Source organism: Dyella sp. (assembly GCF_051954575.1).
Lineage (GTDB): Bacteria > Pseudomonadota > Gammaproteobacteria > Xanthomonadales > Rhodanobacteraceae > Dyella_B.
Genome location: NZ_JBQCHP010000041.1, coordinates 13,114 through 36,080 on the forward strand (window position 1 = coordinate 13,114; position 22,967 = coordinate 36,080).

Consider the following 22,967-nt stretch of genomic DNA (forward strand, 5'->3'; position numbering starts at 1 on the left):
CCCTGCATGGCAGTTTCGTCAACTAGCGTGCTGCGGCCTCGCGGCCTCAGCGTTGAACAGCTCGGACCGAATCGCGCCAAGGTGGTGGTGGAGCCGCTTGAACGCGGCTTCGGCCACACCCTGGGCAACGCGCTTCGTCGCGTGCTGCTCTCCTCGATCCCTGGCAGCGCCATCGTCGAGGTTGAAATGGATGGCGTGCTGCACGAGTACACCACCCTGGAAGGTCTGCAGGAGGACGTCATCGAAGTCCTGCTCAACCTCAAGGAAGTGGCGATTCGTCAGCACACGGGTGACGAAGTCACCCTGACTTTGTCCAAGAAGGGCAAAGGCGTGGTCACGGCCGGCGACATCGCCGTCGACCATTCGGTGGAGATCATCAATCCCGAACACGTGATCTGCCATCTCACCAAGGACATCACGCTCAACATGCGCCTGAAGGTGCGTCGCGGCGTCGGCTACCAGCCGGCCAGCGCGCGCCAGCATCCGGACGACGAAGCGCGTCCGATCGGCCGCCTGCAGCTGGATGCCTCGTTTGCGCCGGTGTTGCGCGTGGCTTACGAAGTTGACGCGGCTCGCGTTGAGCAGCGTACCAACCTCGACAAGCTGATCCTCGACATCGAGACCAACGGCACCATCGGTGCGGAAGATGCGGTGCGCAAGGCCGCTGAAATCCTCAACGACCAGCTGTCGGTGTTTGGCGATTTCTCGCGCCGCGAGAGCGCCACGGACAAGGCGGAGAAGGGCGGTTTTGATCCGCTGCTGCTGCGCCCGATCGACGATCTGGAGCTCACCGTGCGTTCGGCGAACTGCCTGAAGGCCGAGAGCATCTACTACATCGGCGACCTGGTGCAGAAGACCGAGGTGGAGCTCTTGAAGACGCCGAACCTCGGCAAGAAATCGCTCACCGAAATCAAGGACGTCCTTGGCGTGCGTGGCCTCGCCCTGGGCATGAAGCTGGAAAACTGGCCGCCGCCGGGCTTGTCGCACGGCATGCAGCTGGGTTGATGGTTTATCTGTGCGATCGTCCTTGATCGCGGCTACCGAAACGGTTGCGTTGTGGTGACCGTTTCGGTGTTTTGGAAAGTTCAAAAGCGGCCATCCATGGCCGCACTCCTCACAAGAGCGCTTGCTTCGATGGAGTTTTAAAGCCCGGTTTATAGGGCCATAAAAAGCGGGAAACCCGCGGGAAGCCGGCCATAAGGACCGGTTTTTCATAACAACAGACAAAGAGAGTCTCATCATGCGTCACATGAAATCCGGGCGTAAGCTCAACCGTACCAGCAGCCATCGCGAAGCGATGTTCAAGAACATGGCGTCGTCGCTGATCAAGCACGAGCTGATCCGCACCACGCTGCCGAAGGCGAAGGAACTGCGCCGCGTTGCCGAGCCGCTGATCACGCTCGCCAAGAGCGACAGCGTGGCCAATCGCCGTCTCGCCTTTGCGCGTCTGCGCGACAAGCAGGCCGTGGGCAAGCTGTTCGTGGAAATCGGCCCGCGTTACCGCGAGCGTCCCGGCGGCTACCTGCGCATCCTCAAGTGCGGCTTCCGCCCCGGCGACAACGCGCCGATGGCGTACGTCGAACTGGTGGATCGTCCGCGCGCCGAAGCGGCGGCCGAGTAAGCTTCGTTCCAAACTAGTTTGGACGTCCAAATGCGAGCCCTGGCCGGGTGACCGGCTGGGGCTCGTTGCTTTTGGAATTTAAGGAAAGCGCCTGCTGACAGCGTCGCGGGGAGCGGGTAATGTCAGCATCCCGTCCCTCGATCGCCCCACCATGAATCCCCTTCGCTGGTCCTATCGCGTCAGCTTTCTCGTTGGTTTTCTGGTCTGCGTGGGCCTGCTCGGTTTCGCGCTGTACGCCGAATACCAGTGGGGCCTGGAGCCGTGCCCGCTGTGCATCTTCCAGCGCATCGGCTTCATGGTCATGGCCGTGTTCTTTCTGCTGGGCGCGATCCACGGACCGCGCGCCGGCGGTCGCTGGTTCTACACGGGGCTGGTGCTGCTGGGAGCCGTGTTCGGCATCGCGGTGGCGGGGCGCCATCTGTGGATCATGTCGCTGCCGCCGGATCAGGTGCCCGCATGCGGCCCCAACCTGGCCTATATGTTCGACGCCTTCCCGCTGGCAAAAGTCCTGAAGATGGTGTTCACCGGCTCCGGCGAATGCGCCAAGATCCAGCCGATTCTCGGCCTGCCCATCCCGCTGTGGGCGTTGTTGTGGTTCGTCCTTCTATCCATATTGGCGCTCCGCGCGACGGTGCAGCGCGCGACGCCGAGGTTGCGTCCATGAGCCAGACCGCACGCTCCATCGAATCACTCAACTGGACCCCGACGTCCTGGCAGCAACGCGTCGCCTTGCAGCAGCCGCAATATGAAGACGCGACCGAGCTCAATCAGGCGATCGGCGAACTGTCGCAACTTCCGCCGCTGGTCACCTCCTGGGAAGTGCTGGCGCTGAAGCAGGCGCTGGCCGAAGCGCAGGAGGGCAAGCGCTTTCTGCTGCAAGGTGGCGATTGCGCGGAAAGCTTTGCCGATTGCACCAGCCCGATCATCTCCAATCGCCTGAAGGTGCTGCTGCAGATGAGCCTGGTGCTGGTGCACGGGCTCAAAAAGCCGGTGTTGCGCGTCGGGCGGTTCGCCGGCCAGTACGCCAAGCCGCGCTCGGCCGATACCGAAACGCGCGACGGCGTTACGCTGCCCAGTTTCCGCGGCGACGTCATCAACGGCCCCGAATTCACCCCCGCAGCGCGCCGCCCCGATCCGCAGCGCCTGATCCGCGCGCATGCGCATTCCGCGCTCACCATGAACTTCGTGCGCGCATTGATCGACGGTGGCTTCGCCGATCTGCATCACCCCGAATACTGGGATCTGGCCTGGGTGGAGCATTCGCCGTTGGCGGCCGAGTACCGCCGCATGGTCGCGGGCATCGGCGATTCGCTGCGTTTCATGGAAACCCTGGCCGGGCCGATCGCCGGTTTCACGCGCGTGGATTTCTTCACCTCGCACGAAGCGCTGCTGCTGCATTACGAGCAGGCATTGACGCGCCAGGTGCCGCGCCATCACGGCTGGTTCAATCTCTCCACCCATTTCCCGTGGATCGGCATGCGCACGGCCGCGCTGGACGGTGCGCACGCGGAATATTTCCGCGGCATCCGCAATCCCATCGCGGTGAAGGTGGGGCCGTCGGTAACACCGGAGCAATTGCTGCCGCTGATCGACGTGCTCAATCCCGAAGACGAGCCGGGTCGCCTCACACTGATCCATCGCATGGGTCACGCACAGATCGCCGCCAAGCTTCCCGCATTGCTCGAGGCGGTGAAGCGCGAAGGCCGCCGTGTGCTATGGGTGGCCGATCCGATGCACGGCAACACCGAAAGCACCTCCAACGGCTACAAGACGCGCCGCTTCGACAATATCCGCAGCGAGCTGGACCACGCGTTCGATATCCACGCGGCCGTCGGCACGCGCTTGGGTGGCGTGCATCTGGAATTGACCGGCGAAGATGTCACCGAATGCATGGGCGGCGCGCGCGATCTGAACGAAGCCGACCTGCAACGCGCCTACAAGTCGATGGTCGATCCGCGGCTGAACTACGAGCAGTCGCTGGAACTGGCGATGTTGATCGTGCGCAAATCCGGGCGCGTGAGCTGATCACGTAGGCTGGGATGACAATCCCAGCTTTATTTGCATGGCTGGGATTGTCATCCCAGCCTACGAGGCTTTTCGTATGCCGGCTTCCTTGCGCAGCCGCGCTTCCAGATTCTGCTGTCCGTCGGCCGCGTAAGCCTTGCAGGCCTGCGCATCGATCAAGGGATTGGGCTTGCCCGGCGCGATGCGTGCGGCCTTGTCGAAAAAGCCGTGCTGCGGATGCGGCGTCAGCAGGATGTCGCAAGGCAGCGCTGCCAACATCGCCAGTGCATGCCGATAACCCGCCAGGCGTTCCGGATGGGCCGGATCGGTGTAGCGATAGTCATCGGTACTGAGCAGTGAAAGGCTGTCGGCATACACCATCGGCAGGCAGTGCTGCTCCTCGCAGGAACGCCAGGTCCAACCGCTACTCCCGGGCGTGTGCCCGGGCATGGCGTGCATCTGCAACGCCAGCTGGCCGACGTGCACAGTCTGCCCATCGACCAGTACGCGAACCTTCGCAACCTTGGGATAGAACGGCGCCATGCCGTGCTGCGGATCGTCCGGATCGTCGCCGCCGAGTTTCAGCGCCTTGGCCGAAGCCGCGCTTGCGGCGACCTGCGCACCGCTATCGCGCGCCAGCGCGGCGATGGCCCCGGCGTGATCGCCATGCGCGTGGGTGTTGAGAATCAGCTTGATGTCCTGCACGCGAAAACCCAGCGCGCGGATGTTCGATTCGATCATCGGCGCGTTTTCCGGCAAGGTGCCGTCGATCAACACGTGACCTTCGGGTGAGGTGATCAGGATGGCGCTAAGACCATGCGAGCCGACGTAGTAGGTGTTGCCGTAGATGCGAAACGGCTTTTGCGGCTGGGTCCAGGTCGCGCGCATATCCGCATCGACGGCATTGGCATGCGTCGTCGCACAGGCCAGCAACGTGGCACATAAAGCAGGCCAGGGTTTCATGGAACCTCCACGCTGAAAGGAGGTGGCACCTTATTCGAAGGAACGGGCCAGGCCGAGCAGCTTTCGGCCAGCCCGATGCGCATTTAATGGCTTTGCGCGGGCGCCGGCGCGTAAGCGCTGCCATCCACCGTCGGCAGGAATTTCGGCGGCTGCCATGCATGCGTGTGCTGTTCGAAACCGTAGGCGATCGAAATCAGCGTCGGTTCGCTCCACTTGGCGCCGAAGAACACGATGCCCACCGGCAAGCCGTGCGCCCAGCCAGCCGGTACGGCGATCGAGGGATAGCCCGCCACCGCCGCCGGTTGCGAGGCGCCGCCGATGGTCGGATTGCCGCTGACGATGTGATCGCCAAGCACCAGGTCGGTCAGGTACGCCGGCCCCCATGATGGCGAAAGCAGCGCATCCAGGTGGTTCGCCTGCAGCGCCGCATCGATGCCTTGCGGCCCCGAGAACTGCTTGGCCTTGTTCAAGGCATCCAGATACGCCTTGTCGGTAAGCGGGCCTTTGGCCTGCGCCTGCTCGAACAGATCCTGCCCGAACCAGGCCATTTCGCGTGGCGCTTCCTGTTTGTCGAAGGCGATCAGGTCCGCCAGTGTTTTCACCTTCAGGCCTTGGCGGCCAGCGAGATACGCGTTGAGGTCATGCTTGAAGTCGTACAGCATCACGGTCATTTCCGGATCGCCGAGTTCGGCCAGATGCGGCAGCGTGACCGGATCGACAATGATCGCGCCCTGCGCTTTCATTGCGGCGATTGCTTCATCCAGCACGCGATCGGCATTCGGCTCGTTACCGGCAAGCTGGCGCACTACGCCGATGCGTTTGCCGCGCAAGCCGTTCGGATCGAGAAAACGCGTGTAATCGGTCGCATGCTTGTTTGCTTCCGCCGTGGCGGGATCCTGCGAATCACTGCCTGCCAGCGCAGTAAGCAACATGGCCGCGTCGGTGACATTGCGCGCGAGCGGGCCGGCCGTGTCCTGGTTGTGGCTGATCGGAATGATGCCGCTGCGGCTGACGAGACCCAAGGTCGGCTTGATGCCCACAATGCCGTTCATCGATGCGGGACAGATGATCGAGCCGTCCGTCTCTGTGCCCACCGCCGCCGGCACCAGGCCCGCCGCGACCGCCACCGCTGAGCCGGAACTGGAGCCGCATGGATTGCGATCCAGCGCATACGGGTTGCGCGTCTGCCCGCCGCGACCGGTCCATCCGCTGCTGGCATGGCTGGAACGAAAATCCGCCCACTCGCTGAGGTTGGCCTTGCCCAGAATCACCGCGCCCGCGTCGCGCAGACGCGTAACCAGTGAGGCGTCTTTTGCTGCCGGCGCATCCATCAAGGCAAGCGAACCTGCGGTGGTCAGGGTGTGATCGCCGGTGTCGATGTTGTCCTTCAGCAGCACCGGCATGCCATACAGCGGGCTGTGCAAGGGACGGCGTTTCGCGTCGAGTTTCTCGGCGATCTTCAACGCATCCGGATTGACCTCCAGCACCGCGCGCAGCGTCGGGCCACTTTGGTCGATCTGCTGGATGCGCGCGATGTCTTCCTGCACCAGCGCCTTGCTGGTCAGCTTGCCAGCGTCGATGTCCTGCTGCAGTTCGGTCACGCTTCGCCATGCCACATCACCGGCGTTCTCCTGGGCCAACAGCGCGGCGGAAGGCCAAAGGGCAAGCACGATGGCGGCGCCTAGCAGCGGTCGTCGGAACATGGCAGTACTCCCCAACAAAGCATGTGGCGTGATGCCGCAGCATAACCGCAGGCGTCGTGGTTGGCGCGTGGCGGACCCCTATACTTCCGGCATGGGTGCCAGGGGCCGGACCAACATGTCGACACGATTTTGGTGGGCGCTCGCTGTGGCCTTGATGGGCTGTAACGTGGCGCACGCCGATCCATCGAGCGTGCCCGACACGCTGCAGCAGCGTATTGCGGCGTGCACGAGCTGCCACGGCGTGCACGGCGAAGGTTCTTCCGGCAGCGGTTTTTTCCCGCGCCTGGCGGGCAAGCCGGCCGGCTATCTGGTCTTGCAAATGCAGAATTTCCAGCGCGGGCTGCGCAAATACGCGCCGATGGAATACACCGTGCGTCCGCTCACGCTCAGCTATATGCAGGAGATCGCTGCGTATTTCTCAGCGCAACAGGTGCCCTATGCGCGCAAGCCGCTGCCTGCGCTGGCTCCATCCGCGCTGCAGCGTGGCGAGCAACTGGTTACCGCCGGCGACCCCGCGCGCAAGATACCGCCGTGCCAGGCGTGCCACGGCACGCAGCTCACCGGCACGGAGCCGTTCGTGCCGGGGCTGGTTGGCCTGCCGTACGACTACATCAGCTCGCAGCTTGGTTCGTGGCGCACGGGTACGCGCGCATCGGCGGCGCCCGATTGCATGGCCGAGATCGCCAATCGCCTTGCGCCGGCGGACATCACCGCGGTTTCAGCGTGGCTGGCGAGCCGTGAGGTGCCCGCCGATACGCACGCACAAGCGGCAGGCTCGATCACGCCACCACTGCATTGCGGGGTACTGCAGGCGCAGGGGAGCGGCCTATGAATCGACTGCGTGGGTTATGGATGGTGCTGGTGGTGCTGGTGCTGGTTGCCGGTGCGTGGCTGTCGCAACGGCATACACCTGCATCGCCGTCGCCGGAAGATCCGGCGATCGCCGCCACTTTGAAAGATCCGCTCGTCATTGCCAAGGGCCGTTACCTGGCCGCGGCCGGCGATTGCGTTTCCTGCCATACCATGCGTGGCGGCGCGCCTTATGCGGGCGGGCGCATGTTGCCCACGCCGTTCGGCAATATTCCGGCGCCCAACATCACGCCGGATGGCGAAACCGGCATCGGTGCATGGACATTCAGCGACTTCTGGCGCGCCATGCATGAAGGTGTCGGGCGGAACGGCGAGCTGCTGTATCCCGCGTTTTCGTATACCTCGTTCACCAAGGTGACGCGCGACGACGCCATCGCGCTGTTTGCATACCTGCGTTCGCTGCCGGCCGCGCGCCAGCCGAATGCGCAGCTTGAACTGCGCTTTCCCTACAACGTGCGCAGCACGCTCACCGCGTGGCGCGCGATGTATTTCAAGCCGGGCGTATATCGGGCCGACCCTTCGCAACCGGCGTCATGGAACCGTGGTGCGTATTTGGTGCAAGGCCTTGGGCACTGCAACGAATGCCACGCCACGCGTGACGCATGGGGCGGCTTGAATAGCGGCGCGACGCTCAGCGGCGGGCTTATTCCCGAACAGGATTGGTACGCGCCGGATTTGAGCATGCAAGCCAACGGTGGCCTGCAGGGATGGAATAGGCAGGACATCATCGACGTGCTGAAAACCGGGCAGGCCTCCAAGGGTGCTGCAATTGGCCCGATGGCGGATGTGGTGGCGCACAGCACGCAGCATCTGCACGACGACGATCTGCAAGCCATCGCCGACTATCTGCTGTCGCTATCTGCGCGCAGCACGCTGGCAGTCGTGCGCGCGAGTTTCGATGGCAAGTCGCTGGCCGATCGCGGTCATGCCATCTACGAGGAGCATTGCGCGGATTGCCACGGCAAGGATGGCGCCGGTGTTGCGGGCGTCTATCCGGCGCTGGATGGCAATGCATCGGTAGTGGAACCCACCGGCGTCAACGCGACACGCATCGTGCTGCTGGGCGGCTTTCCGCCGGTGACGATAGGCAACCCTCGGCCGTATTCCATGCCGCCGTATGCGCAGCAGCTGAGCGATGCGGACGTGGCGGCGGTGGTGACCTATATCCGGCAGGCTTGGTCGAATCATGCCGCTGCGGTGCAGGAACGTGATGTGGCGGTGTATCGGCATACGCCGATTGATTGAAGGAAAGGAGTCAGCCGTAGGTTGGGGTGCAAACCCCAACATTGCCGTGTACCCAGGAATCACGATGTTGGGGTTCGCACCCCAACCTACGGAAGCCGTTGCTTTTGCGCAGCATTCGGCTCGCTCAGTTTCACCTGCTGACCCTCATACAGCGAATCCGGCGGACTCAGCACGACACGGTCGCCATCGGCCAAACCTTCGATGATTTCCACCGTGCTGCCGAAATCGCGGCCGATCGTGACGTGCTGCAAATGCACGCGCTGCTGCCCATCGATCAACGCAAGCTGCAGCCCTTCGGCGCGGAACAGCAGCACGTTGGCAGGCACGACGTAGTTGCGCGTGGCGGTCGACAGCTGCAGCTTCACGTTGGCGTATACACCGGGCACCAGTTGCTGATCGTCGTTGGCGACGTCGATTTCGGTGCGCAGCGTGCGCGTATTCGGATCTAGCGCATCGGCCGTGCGCGCCACGGTGCCTGCGAACGGTTTCGCGCCATAGGTATTTAAGCTGACCTCGGCCGGCATGCCGACGCGTACGCTGGCGGCATAGGTTTCCGGCACGTCCACGTAGATGCGCAGCTTGCTGGTATCGGCGATCACGAACAGGTTGCTGCCGCTGGCGCCCGAATCCACCAGCGCGCCGATGTTCAAGTTGCGCTGGGTGATGATGCCGTCGTACGGCGCGTCGATGTGCTTGAAATCCTGCAGGGTCTGCAGCCGCGCCACGTTCGCCTGATCGGCCTGCACGGTGGCGGCGTCGGCCTTGTATTGCGCCGTGTACTGGTCGGCGATCTGCTGCGCCACCAGGCCTTGCGTGGCAAGTTTTGCGTAGCGATCGGCGGTGACTTTAGCGAACGCCTCGTTGGCCTGGTCGGTGCGCATCTGCGCCTTGCCTTGCAGCAGTTGGTTGTCGACGTCCGGTGTATCCAGGTCGGCCAGGCGTTGCCCCTTTTTCACCTTGGCGCCGATATCGACGTACCACTTGGCGACGTAGCCGGTGGTGCGTGCATACACCTGCGCGTCCTGCCACGAAGCCACCGTGCCAGGCAGGGTCAGCGCCTCGTCCTTGGCCGCGGCCTTGGGCGTGATCGTCGCCACGGTGGGAATGGCGTTGCGCTGGGTGTCCTGGGTCAACTCGTGGCGCGCCTGCACGCGCCTGACGATGCCGAACACCGCCAGCGCAACCAGCACGATGCCGAGGCCAACCAACGTAAGCCGCGCGCCGCGCGATGGCTTGGGAGGAGAATGCGAAACATTACTGGACATGATCGGTTCTCACACTGCAGCCGCATCGCGGCGCGCCTTGCGGCGGCGATGCAACAGACTGAAGAAGGTCGGTACGAAGAACAAGGTGGCGGCCGTGGCCAGCAGCAGGCCGCCGATCACGGCGCGGCCCAGCGGCGCATTCTGTTCGCCGCCTTCGCCCAGGCCCAGCGCCATCGGCACCATGCCGATGATCATCGCCAGCGCCGTCATCAATACCGGGCGGAAACGCTGGAAGCCGGCCTCGATCGCCGCCTGCACCGGATCGTCGTGATGCGCCAGCCGCTCGCGCGCGAAACTGATCACCAGGATCGAGTTGGCCGTCGCCACGCCCATGCACATGATCGCGCCCATCAGCGCCGGCACCGACAGCGGCGTACCGGTGAGGAACAGCATCCACACCAAACCCGCCAACGCCGCGGGCAACGCCGCGATGATGATCAGCGGATCGAGCCAGCTCTGGAAATTGACCACGATCAACAGATACACCAGCACGATCGCGAACAGCAGCCCGCCGATCAGCCCCTTGTAGGACGCTTGCATGGTCTGCACCTGGCCGCGCACGTCGATGTTCACATCGCGCGGCAAGTGCTTGGCATGCTCCGCCACCACGCGCTGCACATCGCTCGCCACCGCGCCAAGATCGGTGCGGTCGACCGAGGCATACAGATCCATCGTCGGCCGCGTGCTGTAGTGCGTGACGATCGCCGCGCCCTGGCTGCGCGAGAAGTCGGCGAGATTCTGCAGCGTCTGGCTGATGGTGCTGCCCGATGAACTGCTGCTCGCCGCAACGTTGCCCGACACGCTGCGGATCGGCAGATTCTTCAGCGCCTGCAGGGAATCCAGACGATATTGCGGCGTCTGCGTGGCGATGGAATAGCTGATGCCGGTTTTCGGATCGACCCAGAAGGTGGGGCTGACCTGCGACGAACCGGCTAGCGCCGTCAGCAGATTACTCGCGACATCCTGTGTGGTGAGGCCGACCAGGCTGGCGCGCGTGCGGTCCACCGTTACGTTGAGCTGCGGCAGGTTGAGCGCCTGCTGGATACGCAGATCGACCAGCCCGGGAATCTTCAGCAGATCCCCATGCAATTCCTTGGCGATCCTCGCCGATGCGGTGGGATCGTGACTGGATACCTGCACATCGATCGGCGCCGGCGCGCCGAAGTTCAGGATCTGCCCCACGATGTCCGCCGGCAGGAAGGAGAAGATCACGCCGGGATATTTCTGTGCGAGCTGCCGGCGCAGGTTGCGCACGTAATCGATGGTTGGGCGATGATCTTCATTGAGCGTCACGAAGATGTCGCCGTCCGACGTGCCCACCACGCCAGTATTGCTATAGGAAAGATTGATGCCGCTGTAGGGAATGCCCAGCGTGTCGACGATGCTGGCCAGTTCCTGCTGCGGGATGGCGTCGCGAATCACGCCCTCGATGCCATCGGCCAGCCGTGCGGTTTCTTCGATGCGCAGTCCCACCGGAGCACGGAAATGCAGCTTGATCTGGCCGCCGTCCACGTAGGGGAAGAAATCGCGTCCCAGCCATGGCACCAGCAGGCCCACCGATAGCGCGCACGTTGCGAAAAACAGTATCGCGAACAGGCCACGATGGCGTTCGGTGGTTTCCAGCGCGCCGCGATAGCCTTCGCGCAGGCGTTCGAAGCGGCGTTCGAAAGCGAGCTGGAAATGGCTGAGCGGTCCGTTGGCCTGCTTCTCATGCTGGTGCTTCTTCAGCCAGAACAGCGAAAGCGTGGGCACCAGCGTTCGCGACAGCACATAGGAAGCCAGCATCGCGAACACCACCGCTTCGGCCAGCGGCGCAAACAGGTATTTCGCCACGCCGCCGAGAAAGAAGATCGGCACGAACACGATGCAGATCGACAAGGTCGATACGAACGCCGGTATCGCGATCTGGTGCGCGCCTTCCATGATCGCGTCGTAGACCTCCTTGCCTTCTTCCAGGTGCGAGTTGATGTTCTCGATCGTCACCGTGGCGTCGTCCACCAGGATGCCCACCGCCAGCGCCAGGCCACCCAGCGTCATGATGTTGATGGTCTGGCCGAGCGCCGACAGCGCAATGATGGAAGCGAGAATCGAAAGCGGAATCGAGATGGCGATGATCAGCGTCGAGCGCCAGGAGCCCAGGAACAGCAGGATCATCAAACCGGTCAGGGTCGCCGCGATCACGCCTTCGCGCACCACGCCGGAAATCGCCGCGCGCACGAAAAGCGACTGATCGGAAAGCGAATGGATCTCCAGGTTCTGCGGTATCGCCGCGCGAATGGCCGGCAGCATGCTGTTGAGGCTGTCGACGATATCCAGCGTCGATGCATCACCGATCTTAAGGATCGACATCAGCACCGCGCGCTGGCCGTTCACGCGCACCACGTTGGTCTGCGGCGGCGAGCCGTCGTGCACGTGGGCGACGTCGCGAATATAGGTGGTGACGCCGTTGACGGTGCGGATCGGCGCGTTGTTGAGCTCCTCGATCTGCTGCGGGCTGCCGTTCAAGCGCACGCTGTATTCGGTATCGCCGATCTTCTGCGTGCCGGCGGGCAGGATCAGGTTCTGCGCGCCGATCGCCGCCACCACGTCGCTGGGCGACAACTTGTGCGCGAGCAGCGCCTGCGGATTGAGGTCCACCTGCACCTGGCGCTGCTTGCCGCCATAGGGGTAGGGCGTGGCCGCGCCGCGCACGGAGGTGATGAAGGTGCGCACGATCTGGTTGGCGTCGTCGAAGATCGTAGTTTCCGACAGCTCCTTCGACGACAGCGCGAATTGCAGCACCGGCACGGTGGACGCGTTGTAGACCAGGATCAGAGGCGGGTTCGTGCCTTGCGGCATGCCGCGCAATACCGTTTGCGAGATCGCGGTGACCTGCGCCACGGCCATGTCGATCTTCACGTTCGGCTGGAAATACACCTTCACCAGGCCGACACCGTTGAGCGATTGGGTCTCGGTGTGCTCGATGTCGTTGACGGTAGTGGTCAGCGCGCGCTCGTAACCGCTGATGATGCGGTTGTTCATGTCCTCGGCGGGTAGCCCGGTGTAATTCCACACTACGGAAACCACCGGAATGTCGATGTTCGGAAAGATGTCCACCGGCGTGCGCAGGATCGCCAGCGGCCCGAGGATCAGCAGCAGCAGCGCCAGAACGATAAAGGTAAGCGGCCGTTCGAGCGCGATTTTGACGATCCACATAACCGATGCTTTCCATCAGCCTTGCGACCGCCGCGCGGTTCGCATCGACTGACTATAGAAGGTTGCCGGGAAGATGCTAGCCTAAGCAATTTTCCTGACGGCAATCATGTGCCGGAGGCCATGCGCACGGCCGTATGTATTTGCGTTACGTCGTCGCCAGGGCGATCCAATGGGCGAGATCCCAATGCCCACGCGCCTGCCCGGATGGCGAAGGCAGCACGAAGACCTTGGTCGAACCGAATGCACGATCCTGCAAGCCGTAGCGCACGTCCGCGCCGAGTACCGCGCGTGCCGCGTGCTTGCTGGTGAAGGCCAGCATGCCCGGCGCGTGGCGTTCGATCTTGGCCAGCAGCGCGGGTACATCGAACGCATCCCTGGGCAGTTCGTCGTCATTGCCCACGTGGCGCTTGGCCAGGTCGGTCAGGCCGATGCCGAAGTCGGGCAACAGCGGGAACTCCTGCGGCGCCAGCCGCCGCGGGGTGAGCCCGGCCTGAAACAGCGCGCGCCAGAACATGTTGCCCGGATGGGCGTAGTAGGCCCCTTCGTGGGCCGAGCGTTTGCCCGCGGCCGTGCCGCAGAACACCAGGCGCAGGCCAGGGCGCAGAACGTCCGGAAGGATCGGGCGGTCAAAGGGGGCTGAACCGGTTTTGGGCGCGCGCATGCAGGACACTTTACCGAACTCGGCAGTACAGCAGGAGGCGTGCGCTGCGCATCGACAGTTCTCTCAGCTAACGGCTATAAATGCCGGAATGTCTGGGGAATTTAAGTGAGCGAAGAAATCCTTATCAATATGACCCCGCGCGAGACCCGGGTCGGCGTGGTGGAGAACGGCATGCTGCAGGAGCTGCATGTCGAGCGGGCGTCCCGGCGCGGCTACGTCGGCAACGTCTACAAGGGGCGGGTGCAGCGGGTGATGCCCGGCATGCAGGCGGTGTTCGTCGACATCGGCCTGGAGCGCGCCGCGTTCCTGCACGCCTCGGACATCGTGCGGCCGCCGCTGCCGGAAGGCGCGGACATCGCCGCCAGCAACGGCAACGGCCACATGCCCTCGATCAGCGAGCTGGTGCACGAGGGCCAGGAGATCGTGGTGCAGGTGGTGAAAGACCCTATCGGCACCAAGGGCGCGCGACTGTCCACGCATCTGTCGATCCCCTCGCGCTACCTGGTGCTGCTGCCGCATGCGCGCACGCTCGGCATTTCCACGCGCATCGAGGACGACAACGAACGCCAGCGCCTGAAGGACGTGCTAACCCCGCTGATCGGGGAGAACCCACTCGGCTACATCGTGCGCACCAATGCCGAAGGGCAATCGGCCGAATCGCTCGCCTTCGACGTCACCTATCTGGGCAAGGTCTGGCGCGTGGTGCAGGAAAATATCGCCAAGGCGAAAGTGGGTGACCGCGTCTACGAAGAACTGGCGCTGCCGCTGCGCGCACTGCGCGACCTGCTCAACGATGACATCGAGAAGGTGCGCGTGGATTCGCGCGAAACCTACGAGAAGGTCGCCAAGTTCGTGCACAAGTTCATGCCGCACCTGGACGATCGCGTGGAGCACTACGCCGGCGAGCGGCCGATCTTCGACCTGTACGGCGTGGAAGACGAAATCCAGCGCGCGCTGCGCAAGGAAGTGCCGCTCAAATCCGGCGGCTACCTGATCGTCGACCAGACCGAGGCGATGACCACCATCGACGTCAACACCGGCGGTTACCTAGGTACGCGCAATCTGGAAGAAACGGTCTACCGCACCAACCTGGAAGCCGCGCAGGCGGCTGCGCGCCAGCTTAGGCTGCGCAACCTGGGCGGCATCATCATCATCGACTTCATCGACATGACCGATGAAGAGCACAAGCGGCAAGTGATCCGCATGCTGGAAAAAGGCCTGGCGCGCGATCACGCCAAGACCACGGTGTACCCGATGTCGCCGCTGGGACTGGTGGAAATGACGCGCAAGCGCACCACCGAAAGCCTGGAGCGCCAGCTGTGCGAACCGTGTCCGGCCTGCATGGGGCGCGGCGCGGTGAAGACAGCCGAAACCGTCACCTACGAAATTTTCCGCGAGATCACCCGCGCCGTGCGGCAGTTCAACGCGCAGAAACTTTTGGTGATGGCGAGCCCCAAAGTGGTGGGTCGCATTCTCGAAGAAGAATCCACCGCCGTGGCCGAACTGGAAGAGTTCATTTCCAAAAGCATACGCTTCCAGGCGGAGGAGCATTACTCGCAGGAACAGTTCGATGTTGTATTGCTGTAATTGTCTTGAGTTCCCTAGCACCGGTGCAGTCCCTGCATGAGCGTGTGGCGGCAAGCATGGATCGGGCGCATGACACGCGCGCTTGGCTGGACCTTGGGTGTGGCGTTGATTGCGTTCGCCCTTGCCGCAGCACTCGCACAAGTGTTGCTGCCGCTGCTGGCACGGCATCCGCAATGGGTGGCGCAGGAACTCAGCGCCAAGCTGCAGCGCCCGGTGAGCTTTGCGTCGCTGCAGGGGCGCTGGGAGCCATCCGGCCCGCGCTTCGTCATGCACGAGGTGGTGTTCGGCCCGGGCGAGGCGAGCAGCACGCCGCTGCACATTCCCGAGGTGGACCTTAAGCTGGATTTCGGCGGCTGGCTGCTGCCCTCGCGGCATCTGTTGAACCTGCAGGCCAGCGACCTGGAGCTGGACCTCACGCGTGACACCGATGGCCGCTGGCACATCAACGGCATCGGCAAGGCCGGCGGTACCGAACGGCAGAACATTTCGTTTGGCCGTCTATCCGTCGAACTGTGGCTGGACAACCTGCGCGTCAACATCGATGACCAGCTCATCAGCCAGCGCTACACCCTGCTGGCCGATCAGCTGCGCGTAACGCATCAGGGCAGTCACATCCGCGTGGGCGCGCGCGTGCATCGCATGGGCGCTACCGGCGTACTGCGCGCGGCAGGCTGGTTCCGCGACGACGGTGCCAGCGGAAAACTGTGGCTCGCCACGCAGAACGCCGATCTGCACGGTCTGCTGACCGGTTTGGACCTGCGCGGCTATGGTGTGGACAGCGGCCACGGCGATATCGCCGCGTGGATGGACTGGCGCGACAACCGCATCGTGCGCGACCTGTTCCAGCTCAACCTGCGCGACCTGGCCGTACGCGGCCCTGCAGGCGCCAAGGTCAACGTTGCGCAATTGAACGGCCTGGCCGAGCTCAGCCGGCGTGACGATGGCTATACCGTGCGCTGGGCCGACCATGACGGCGGCGCGCTGCGCGCGGACGTGGATCACTTCGGCACGCCGCAATCGGACATCAAGGCCGTGGCCAGTCGCCTGCAGCTTGCGCCGCTGCTGCCGTGGCTCGCCTTGAAACCCGGATTGCCTGCAGGCCAGGCGCAATGGGTCGGCACGGGACAGCCGCACGGTCTGATCGAGCGCGCCACGTTCCATTGGAACAGTGCCGCGCAAGAGCGAACGCTGGACGTGGCGTTCAGCGATCTCGGCATCCAGTCGGTCGGCAAGGCGCCGGGGCTTGACCATCTGCATGGCGAAGTGCGCAGCGATGCGCAAGCCACGTCGCTGGAGCTGCCGGCGCAAGCGGTCACGATCAGCATGCCGCATACATTCCGCAAACCGTTCGTGATGAGCCGGCTGGCCGGCACGATCGCCGCATGGCGCGACGACGACGCCACCCACATCGGCTTGGCGGATCTGGATTTCGAAGGCGAGGGTTATGGCGGCAATGCGCAGGGCGAAATCGCCATGCCGAGCGATGGCGGACGTCCATTCCTGGATGTCTATCTCGCGCTGACGCACGCGGACGTCGTCGCAGCCAAACTGTTCTGGCCGATCGACTCACTGAACCCTCATGCCGTCGACTGGCTGGACCAGGCGTTCGTCAGCGGCCATATCGACGACGCCGCCGTGCTGGTGCGCGGCAGCCTGGCGAACTGGCCGTTCCATCACAACGAAGGCCGCTTCGAGGCGCACGCCAACATCAACGATCTCACCTTGAGTTACGGCAAAAGCTGGCCGGTGGCCGAGCACGTACAAGCAGTGGCCAGCTTCACCGACATGGGCATGCTGGTTGAAGCCAACAGCGGCGATTCGCTGGGCGTGAAGATGAATCGCGCGGTGGCGGTGATTCCGGAACTCGGCCACACCACGCTCGACCTCAACGTGAGCGGCGAGGGCAATGCGTCGGACCTGCTCAACTTCGTCGCCAACAGCCCGATCGGCAACAAGCATGCGGACGTGCTGGCCAAGTTGAAGCTGGGCGGTACCGGCAACTTCGATTTCCATTTGTCGCTGCCGATGAAGGACATGCACGACTTCCTGCTCAACGGTACCGCGCAATTGAAGGATGTCGATCTCAACATGGAAGAATCGCATCTGCAGCTGGACAAGCTCAGCGGTCCGGCCACGTTCGATGCGCACGGTTTTCATGCCGGCCCGCTGGCGGGAGGATTCCATGGCGAACCGTCGCAAGTGGAGCTGGCCGTGGCCGGCGCCACCGGCGATCCGAACGTGGTGATGACGGCCAAGCTCGACGGCAACTTCCCCGTGCAGGAGCTGCTGCAGGGCTATCCGCAATTGAACTGGCTGGGCGAAGTGGCCGACGGCCGTAGCGCGTTCTCCATCGGCTACCGGATTGCGCGCACCGGCACGGGCAGTCCGGACGTGCAAACGCTGAGCATCGATTCGCCGCTCTCCGGCGTGGCGCTGAACTTCCCGGTGCCGTTGAACAAGGCGGCTGACGACAGCTTGCCGCTGCATGTCACGCTGGGCTTGCCCACAGCCGGCGCCGAGATGCAGGTATCGATCGGTTCGGTCGTGCGGGGCCGCCTGCGCTTGCCCAACGGTGAGCAGTCGCCGCTGGCCGCCACTTTCGCCTTCGGTGACCAGATGCCCGATGGGCTTCCAGCGCAAGGCATGCGCATTCGCGGCGACGCGCCGCAACTGGACGTGACCGGCTGGATCAAGCATTCCATCGCCGGCAGCAGCGGCGGCAAGGGTATGAGCCTGGAGACGATCGACGTCACCACCGAACACGCCGAAGTGTTCGGTCGCGATTTCGCACAGATGCATGTCACCGCCGCTCCAAAAGCCGACACACTGGAACTGGACGTGGACAGCGCTTCGGCATCCGGCCACTTCAGCGTGCCTACGGTGGATTTGAACAAGCGCGGCATCACCGCACGGCTGCAGCGCATGTATTGGCCCAAGCAACCGACCGCGCCGGCCAAGAAGCCTGGGGAAGCGCCGGTTCCCATACCGGTGACCGATCCGGCCAACACCGGCATCGATCCGCATACCATTCCGCCGCTGCATTTCTGGGCGCACGATCTGCGCCTGGACGAGGCCAAGCTCGGCGAGGCGCGCCTGGAAACCTGGCCGACGCCCGATGGCATGCATATCGACCAGCTTTCCACCCAATCGCGCAGCGTGCAGGTCAACGGCAGCGGCGATTGGAATGGCACGCCCACCCACAGCAGCACGCACCTGCGCGTGGATTTCGGCGCAGGCAATCTTGGCGACATGCTGACCGCATTCGGTTATGCAGGCATTTTCGACGGCGGCAAGACGAAGGCGCAGCTCAACGCCACCTGGCCCGGGGGTCCGTGGGCATTCGAGCTGGGCAATATGGAAGGCACGCTCGGGGTCGACGTTACCAATGGCAATATTCCCAAAGCCTCGCCAGGCGTAGGCCGCCTGTTCGGCCTGGCATCGATTGCGGATCTGCCGCGCCGCCTGTCGTTCGATTTCAACGACGTGTTCGGCAAGGGCTTCGGCTTCGACTCGATCAAAGGTGATTTCAAGCTCGGCAACGGCAACGCCTATACCGACAACTTGAAGATCCACGGCCCTGCCGCGGAAATTCGCGTCACCGGCCGCACCGGTTTGCGCAACAAGGATTACGACCAGCAGATGGTGGTGATCCCGCACATCGGCAACAGCCTTCCGATCGTAGGTGCCGTGGTGGGCGGCCCGATCGGTGCAGCAGCGGGCCTGGCAGTGCAGACGGTGCTGGGGAAGGGTCTCAATCACGCGGTGACCCAGCGCTATCACGTCACGGGAAGCTGGGATAAACCGGTGATTACATCGACGGGATCTCCGCCATCGGCGGCGCCGGCGAGCAGTGCTTCTTCAGCGCAGCCGGCGGCGGCTTCGAGTGCTGCACATTAGGCAGTTAGCTGTTCATTCGTAGATTGGGTTACCCCGGACTTGATCGGGACAACCCAACGATGTCGCGTCGAACGTGTCGGGTTATCCCCAGATCAAGTCCGGAGTAATCCAACTACGCGCGCGCTACGAAAGCGCATTGCTGTCCGGGGGAATCAGACCGTGCCGACGCCGCTAGGCTTGCCGAAAGTGCGTGCAAATACCAAACCAAAGCCGCTCAAGACGTTGCAATTCGCCGGCCCGAAGTAAATCTCTTAAATAACTTCACCCGCTATACACGCAGGCCGGCGTAAAGCGCCGGGCTGGATATCTGCCAGCAGGCAATATCCAGGAGGGAGGTCGAATCATGGCTGCGGGCATCGCAGTGTTCGATTCAACAAGCTTGCCAAGGTACGGCCTTTGACGATTCATGAGTGTGTTTCGCGTTTCCTGTCATTAGGAGGATGAAGGTATGTACGTGACAAAAACACGCGGCTTCGCGACGAAGCTTGGAACGACTTTGACTGTGTTGATTTTGTCCCTTATTGCAGTGGGAATGCCTGCAGCGCCGGTACGGGCTCAGGGCAGTGAGCCACTGCTCGAGTGCGTTGGCACACACACAGCAACGTATTCGCCAGGAGTTACATCTACACCTCAGAGCGTAACTGTTTCTGCCAAGAATCTGTTTGTATGTCCCTTGTCTTTGGTTGGGACTGCATCATATGAAACGACGTTTACCAGCTCGCTATCGTGTGATTCGCTGCTACAGCAGACGCCTTTTACAACCCGCAAAATTAATTGGGGTGACGGCGAAACTAGTACTGCTCAATTGAGCCAGACTGGCAGCAACATTAATGGTACCTTTGTCGTAACCCTACAGGGGAAGATCACTGCTGGGCTTTATGAAGGGAATAACGTCGTAATCACAGTGACCGATGTGAATCTGCTCGCAACGTTGCAAAATGATTGCGCATCTTCTGGCGTAACAAGTTCTGGCGGACCGTCGACACTGACCATCACCCCGATCTAGTAGTTGGACTCTGTCTGTAAGGCAGCCAAGCGGCTGCCTTACACTGGATAAACTGGTCATTGCCCCAGTGGGATCTTCCATGCCGGCGACGCCCGCAGGCAGCGCGTAGGTTGGGTTAGCGCAGCGTAACCCAACGATGCCGCCTTGAACGTGTTGGGTTACGCTGCGCTAACCCAACCTACGCACGCTACTTGCCGCGAAACGGAAACAACTGCTGCCGCACAAAACCATCCGGCATGTAGTCACCGACTACGCCGTACTGCTCGGGAAATTTCTTCTTCGACTTCACCGCCGTGCCGAACAGGTAATCGAGAAACGCATAATGCGCCGCGTAATTGCGATCGATGGCCTCGTCATCGGACGCATGATGCCAATGATGGAAATCCGGCGTCACCAGCACGTACTTCAGCGGCCCCCACGGCAGATGCACGTTGGCGTGATTGAACACCGCCTGGAAGCCGACCACGATGATGTAGGCGTTCATCACGCCTTCGCTGAAGCCAAGCACATACAGCGGCGCGAGCACGCACACGCGGGTGGCGATCAGCTCCAGCATGTGCTGGCGCGAGCCGGCCAGCCAGTCCATGGTTTTCACGCTGTGGTGTACGGCGTGGAAGCGCCACAGGAACGGCACTTCGTGATAGGCGCGATGCGTCCAGTACTGCGCCAGGTCGGCCGCCAGGATGCAAAGCAGCAATTGCGGCAGGAACGAAATATGTTGCACGTATTGCTGGAACGTACTGCTGAGCAAGCGGCCGAACAAATGATGCAGCAGAAAGTTCACGGTCAGCAGGGCGAGGCCGACAATGAAATGATTGACCGCGAAGTGTTTGAGATCGGTCTGCCGTTCCTTGCGAAAAACGGTCTGCCCTTTGTACAGCGGGAACAGTTTTTCGATCACCACGAAGATCAGCGTGGAACCGAGCAGATCCAGGATGAACCAGTCCAGCCCGATGTACGGCGTGTGATCGGGAAAACTGCCGACCGGCACACGCGATCCGCCCAGCGCGGTGGCGAGCACGACGAAGCCGAACGCGACGATGCTGATCTCGCGCCGACGTCCCAGGATCACATTGGCCAGGGACAGCCCGCCCGCCACCAGCAAACCCACCAGCAGCAACTGGCGCAGCACATCCACTGAATATTTGTGCCGCAGGTCCGGCGTGGTCAGGTATTGCGGAAAATGGAAGGCCAGCACCGCAAGCAGGCACAGGATGCCCAGCGACAGCGCGATGACGCTGCTGACCGTTCCTTGCCCGGGCTTCAGCTCGCCGCTGCTGCGCAACAGCTCACGGGTTTCCTCGACCGGCGTCTTGAGGGTGCGGTCGATCAGTTTTTCCAGCAATTCCGGCTTCGGTATATCAGTCATGGTGTTCCTTCACAGCGCTCGTTGGCGGGCAGCCAATGGTGGTCATCCTAACGTATCGTCGACCGCGCGCCGCATGGGTTTTAAACTGCCCCGTGCAACCCCAGATTGACCAGACCGATTCCACCAAGCGGGCCACCCTTCATGAATTCCCTTATCGCCCAGGCCGAAAACCGCCTGCTCACTCCCGGCGGCCTGGCCACCGGCGACCTCGATCGCGTATTCACCCAGTTGATGGGCCCGTCGATCGACGCGGCCGACCTGTACTTCCAGCATTCGCGCAGCGAGTCCTGGGTGCTGGAAGAGGGCATCGTCAAGGACGGCAGCCACTCCATCGAGCAGGGCGTGGGCGTGCGCGCGATCAGCGGCGAGAAGACTGGCTTCGCCTATTCCGACGAGATTGTGCTGCCGCAGTTGCTGGAAGCGTCCAAGGCGGCGCGCGCCATCGCGCAGGGCGGCAACGGCGCGGGCAAGCCGCTGGCGGTCAATGGCGTGAAGGCGCTCTATCCGGCCATCGATCCGGTGGACAGCCTGCCGAACCCCGACAAGATCGCCGTGCTGCGCGAAGTGGACGCCTATGCGCGCTCGCGCGACCCGCGCGTGAAGCAGGTGATCGTGAGCTTGAACGCCACGCTCGACACCGTGCTGGTGGCCGGCTCCGACGGCACGCTGGCAGCGGACGTACGCCCGCTGGTGCGGCTCTCGGTGCAGGTGATCGTGGAACAGAACGGTCGCCGCGAGCAGGGTTATTCCGGCGGCGGCGGCCGCTACGGTTATCGCGAGCTGCTGGAAAACGGCCGCGCCCATGCCTTCGCGGAAGAAGCCGTGCGCCAGGCCCTGGTGAACCTGGACGCGGTGGAGGCGCCGGCCGGCACCATGACGGTGGTGCTCGGCCCGGGTTGGCCCGGCGTGCTGTTGCACGAGGCGATCGGCCATGGCCTGGAAGGCGATTTCAACCGCAAGGGCAGCTCCGCCTTTGCCGGACGCATCGGCCAGCGCGTCGCCGCGCCGGGCGTCACCGTGGTGGACGACGGCACGCTGCCGGGTCGTCGCGGTTCGTTGAGCGTGGACGACGAAGGCACGCCTACGTCGTGCACCACGCTGATCGAGGACGGCATCCTCAAGGGCTATATGCAGGACAAGCTCAACGCGCGCCTGATGGGCATGGCGCCCACCGGCAACGGCCGGCGCGAATCCTTCGCGCAACTGCCGATGCCGCGCATGACCAACACCTACATGCTCGCCGGCCAGCACGATCCGCAGGAAATCCTCCGCTCGGTAAAGAAGGGCCTGTATGCCGTGAACTTCGGCGGCGGCCAGGTCGACATCACCAACGGCAAGTTCGTGTTCTCCGCCAGCGAGGCGTACCTGATCGAAGACGGCAAGGTCACCACGCCGGTGAAAGGCGCCACCCTGATCGGCAGCGGGCCCGACGTGCTTACGCGCGTGTCGATGATCGGCAACGATCTGGCGCTCGACGAAGGCATCGGCGTATGCGGCAAGGATGGCCAGAGCGTGCCGGTCGGCGTAGGCCAGCCGACGCTGCGCGTGGAGAGCATGACGGTGGGTGGAACGGCGTCGTAG

At 63.2% G+C, this 22,967-nt stretch carries 16 protein-coding genes; 10 read left to right on the top strand and 6 right to left on the bottom strand.

Annotated elements, in window-relative coordinates; translation table 11 throughout:
• Nucleotides 1–6 precede the first annotated feature (6 nt).
• The 4 genes from ACTHNE_RS05890 to ACTHNE_RS05905 all read left to right on the top strand — a co-directional run bounded on the left by ACTHNE_RS05890 (nucleotide 7) and on the right by ACTHNE_RS05905 (nucleotide 3,646).
• The gene (locus ACTHNE_RS05890; RefSeq protein WP_324943487.1) at nucleotides 7–1,005 is read left to right on the top strand and encodes a DNA-directed RNA polymerase subunit alpha; all 999 of its coding nucleotides are present in this window, start codon (nucleotides 7–9) and stop codon (nucleotides 1,003–1,005) included.
• A 235-nt stretch (nucleotides 1,006–1,240) separates the two neighbouring features.
• Complete coding sequence (gene rplQ, locus ACTHNE_RS05895; protein ID WP_324943490.1) at nucleotides 1,241–1,621, top strand: 50S ribosomal protein L17; 381 nt, start codon at nucleotides 1,241–1,243, stop codon at nucleotides 1,619–1,621.
• Between the two features lie 151 nt (nucleotides 1,622–1,772).
• Entirely contained in the window at nucleotides 1,773–2,285 is a 513-nt protein-coding gene (locus ACTHNE_RS05900; protein ID WP_324943492.1) for a disulfide bond formation protein B, read from the top strand.
• Nucleotides 2,282–3,646, top strand: a complete 1,365-nt coding sequence (locus tag ACTHNE_RS05905) for a class II 3-deoxy-7-phosphoheptulonate synthase (RefSeq protein WP_324943497.1) — start codon at nucleotides 2,282–2,284, stop codon at nucleotides 3,644–3,646. Before ACTHNE_RS05900 ends, ACTHNE_RS05905 begins: the two co-directional genes overlap by 4 nt.
• Nucleotides 3,647–3,706: 60 nt before the next feature.
• Here ACTHNE_RS05905 and bla read toward each other — a convergent pair whose 3' ends face one another.
• On the bottom strand, nucleotides 3,707–4,588 hold the full coding sequence (gene bla, locus ACTHNE_RS05910; RefSeq protein ID WP_440268751.1) for a subclass B3 metallo-beta-lactamase: 882 nt from the start codon (nucleotides 4,586–4,588) through the stop codon (nucleotides 3,707–3,709).
• 83 nt (nucleotides 4,589–4,671) lie between these two features.
• Complete coding sequence (locus ACTHNE_RS05915) at nucleotides 4,672–6,291, bottom strand: amidase (protein ID WP_440268752.1); 1,620 nt, start codon at nucleotides 6,289–6,291, stop codon at nucleotides 4,672–4,674.
• A 154-nt stretch (nucleotides 6,292–6,445) separates the two neighbouring features.
• On the opposite strand from ACTHNE_RS05915, the gene ACTHNE_RS05920 reads away from it, so the two are divergent.
• Nucleotides 6,446–7,123, top strand: a complete 678-nt coding sequence (locus tag ACTHNE_RS05920; protein WP_324946150.1) for a c-type cytochrome — start codon at nucleotides 6,446–6,448, stop codon at nucleotides 7,121–7,123.
• On the top strand, nucleotides 7,120–8,406 hold the full coding sequence (locus ACTHNE_RS05925; protein ID WP_440268753.1) for a c-type cytochrome: 1,287 nt from the start codon (nucleotides 7,120–7,122) through the stop codon (nucleotides 8,404–8,406). The genes ACTHNE_RS05920 and ACTHNE_RS05925 overlap by 4 nt, the downstream gene beginning before the upstream one ends.
• 86 nt (nucleotides 8,407–8,492) lie before the next feature.
• Here the strand turns inward: ACTHNE_RS05925 and ACTHNE_RS05930 are convergent, their stop codons facing one another.
• The 3 genes from ACTHNE_RS05930 to ACTHNE_RS05940 form a co-directional block, all read right to left on the bottom strand.
• Entirely contained in the window at nucleotides 8,493–9,671 is a 1,179-nt protein-coding gene (locus ACTHNE_RS05930; RefSeq protein WP_324947065.1) for an efflux RND transporter periplasmic adaptor subunit, read from the bottom strand.
• A gap of 9 nt (nucleotides 9,672–9,680) precedes the next feature.
• Nucleotides 9,681–12,866 (bottom strand): efflux RND transporter permease subunit, encoded by a 3,186-nt coding sequence (locus tag ACTHNE_RS05935; protein ID WP_324947067.1) that lies wholly within the window; start codon nucleotides 12,864–12,866, stop codon nucleotides 9,681–9,683.
• A 145-nt stretch (nucleotides 12,867–13,011) separates the two neighbouring features.
• The gene (locus tag ACTHNE_RS05940) at nucleotides 13,012–13,527 is read right to left on the bottom strand and encodes a mismatch-specific DNA-glycosylase (RefSeq protein WP_440268754.1); all 516 of its coding nucleotides are present in this window, start codon (nucleotides 13,525–13,527) and stop codon (nucleotides 13,012–13,014) included.
• Nucleotides 13,528–13,632: 105 nt separating this feature from the next.
• On the opposite strand from ACTHNE_RS05940, the gene rng reads away from it, so the two are divergent.
• The 3 genes from rng to ACTHNE_RS05955 all read left to right on the top strand — a co-directional run bounded on the left by rng (nucleotide 13,633) and on the right by ACTHNE_RS05955 (nucleotide 20,017).
• On the top strand, nucleotides 13,633–15,114 hold the full coding sequence (gene rng, locus ACTHNE_RS05945) for a ribonuclease G (protein ID WP_324947071.1): 1,482 nt from the start codon (nucleotides 13,633–13,635) through the stop codon (nucleotides 15,112–15,114).
• Between the two features lie 36 nt (nucleotides 15,115–15,150).
• Complete coding sequence (locus ACTHNE_RS05950) at nucleotides 15,151–19,011, top strand: YhdP family protein (RefSeq protein WP_440268755.1); 3,861 nt, start codon at nucleotides 15,151–15,153, stop codon at nucleotides 19,009–19,011.
• Nucleotides 19,012–19,459: 448 nt separating this feature from the next.
• Entirely contained in the window at nucleotides 19,460–20,017 is a 558-nt protein-coding gene (locus ACTHNE_RS05955) for a hypothetical protein (RefSeq protein WP_440268756.1), read from the top strand.
• Between the two features lie 187 nt (nucleotides 20,018–20,204).
• Here ACTHNE_RS05955 and ACTHNE_RS05960 read toward each other — a convergent pair whose 3' ends face one another.
• Nucleotides 20,205–21,386 carry a sterol desaturase family protein gene (locus ACTHNE_RS05960; protein WP_440268757.1) on the bottom strand — a complete coding sequence of 394 codons (1,182 nt, stop codon included), beginning with the start codon at nucleotides 21,384–21,386 and terminating at the stop codon, nucleotides 20,205–20,207.
• A gap of 141 nt (nucleotides 21,387–21,527) precedes the next feature.
• On the opposite strand from ACTHNE_RS05960, the gene tldD reads away from it, so the two are divergent.
• Nucleotides 21,528–22,967, top strand: coding sequence for a metalloprotease TldD (gene tldD, locus ACTHNE_RS05965; protein ID WP_324947079.1), 1,440 nt, complete (start codon nucleotides 21,528–21,530; stop codon nucleotides 22,965–22,967).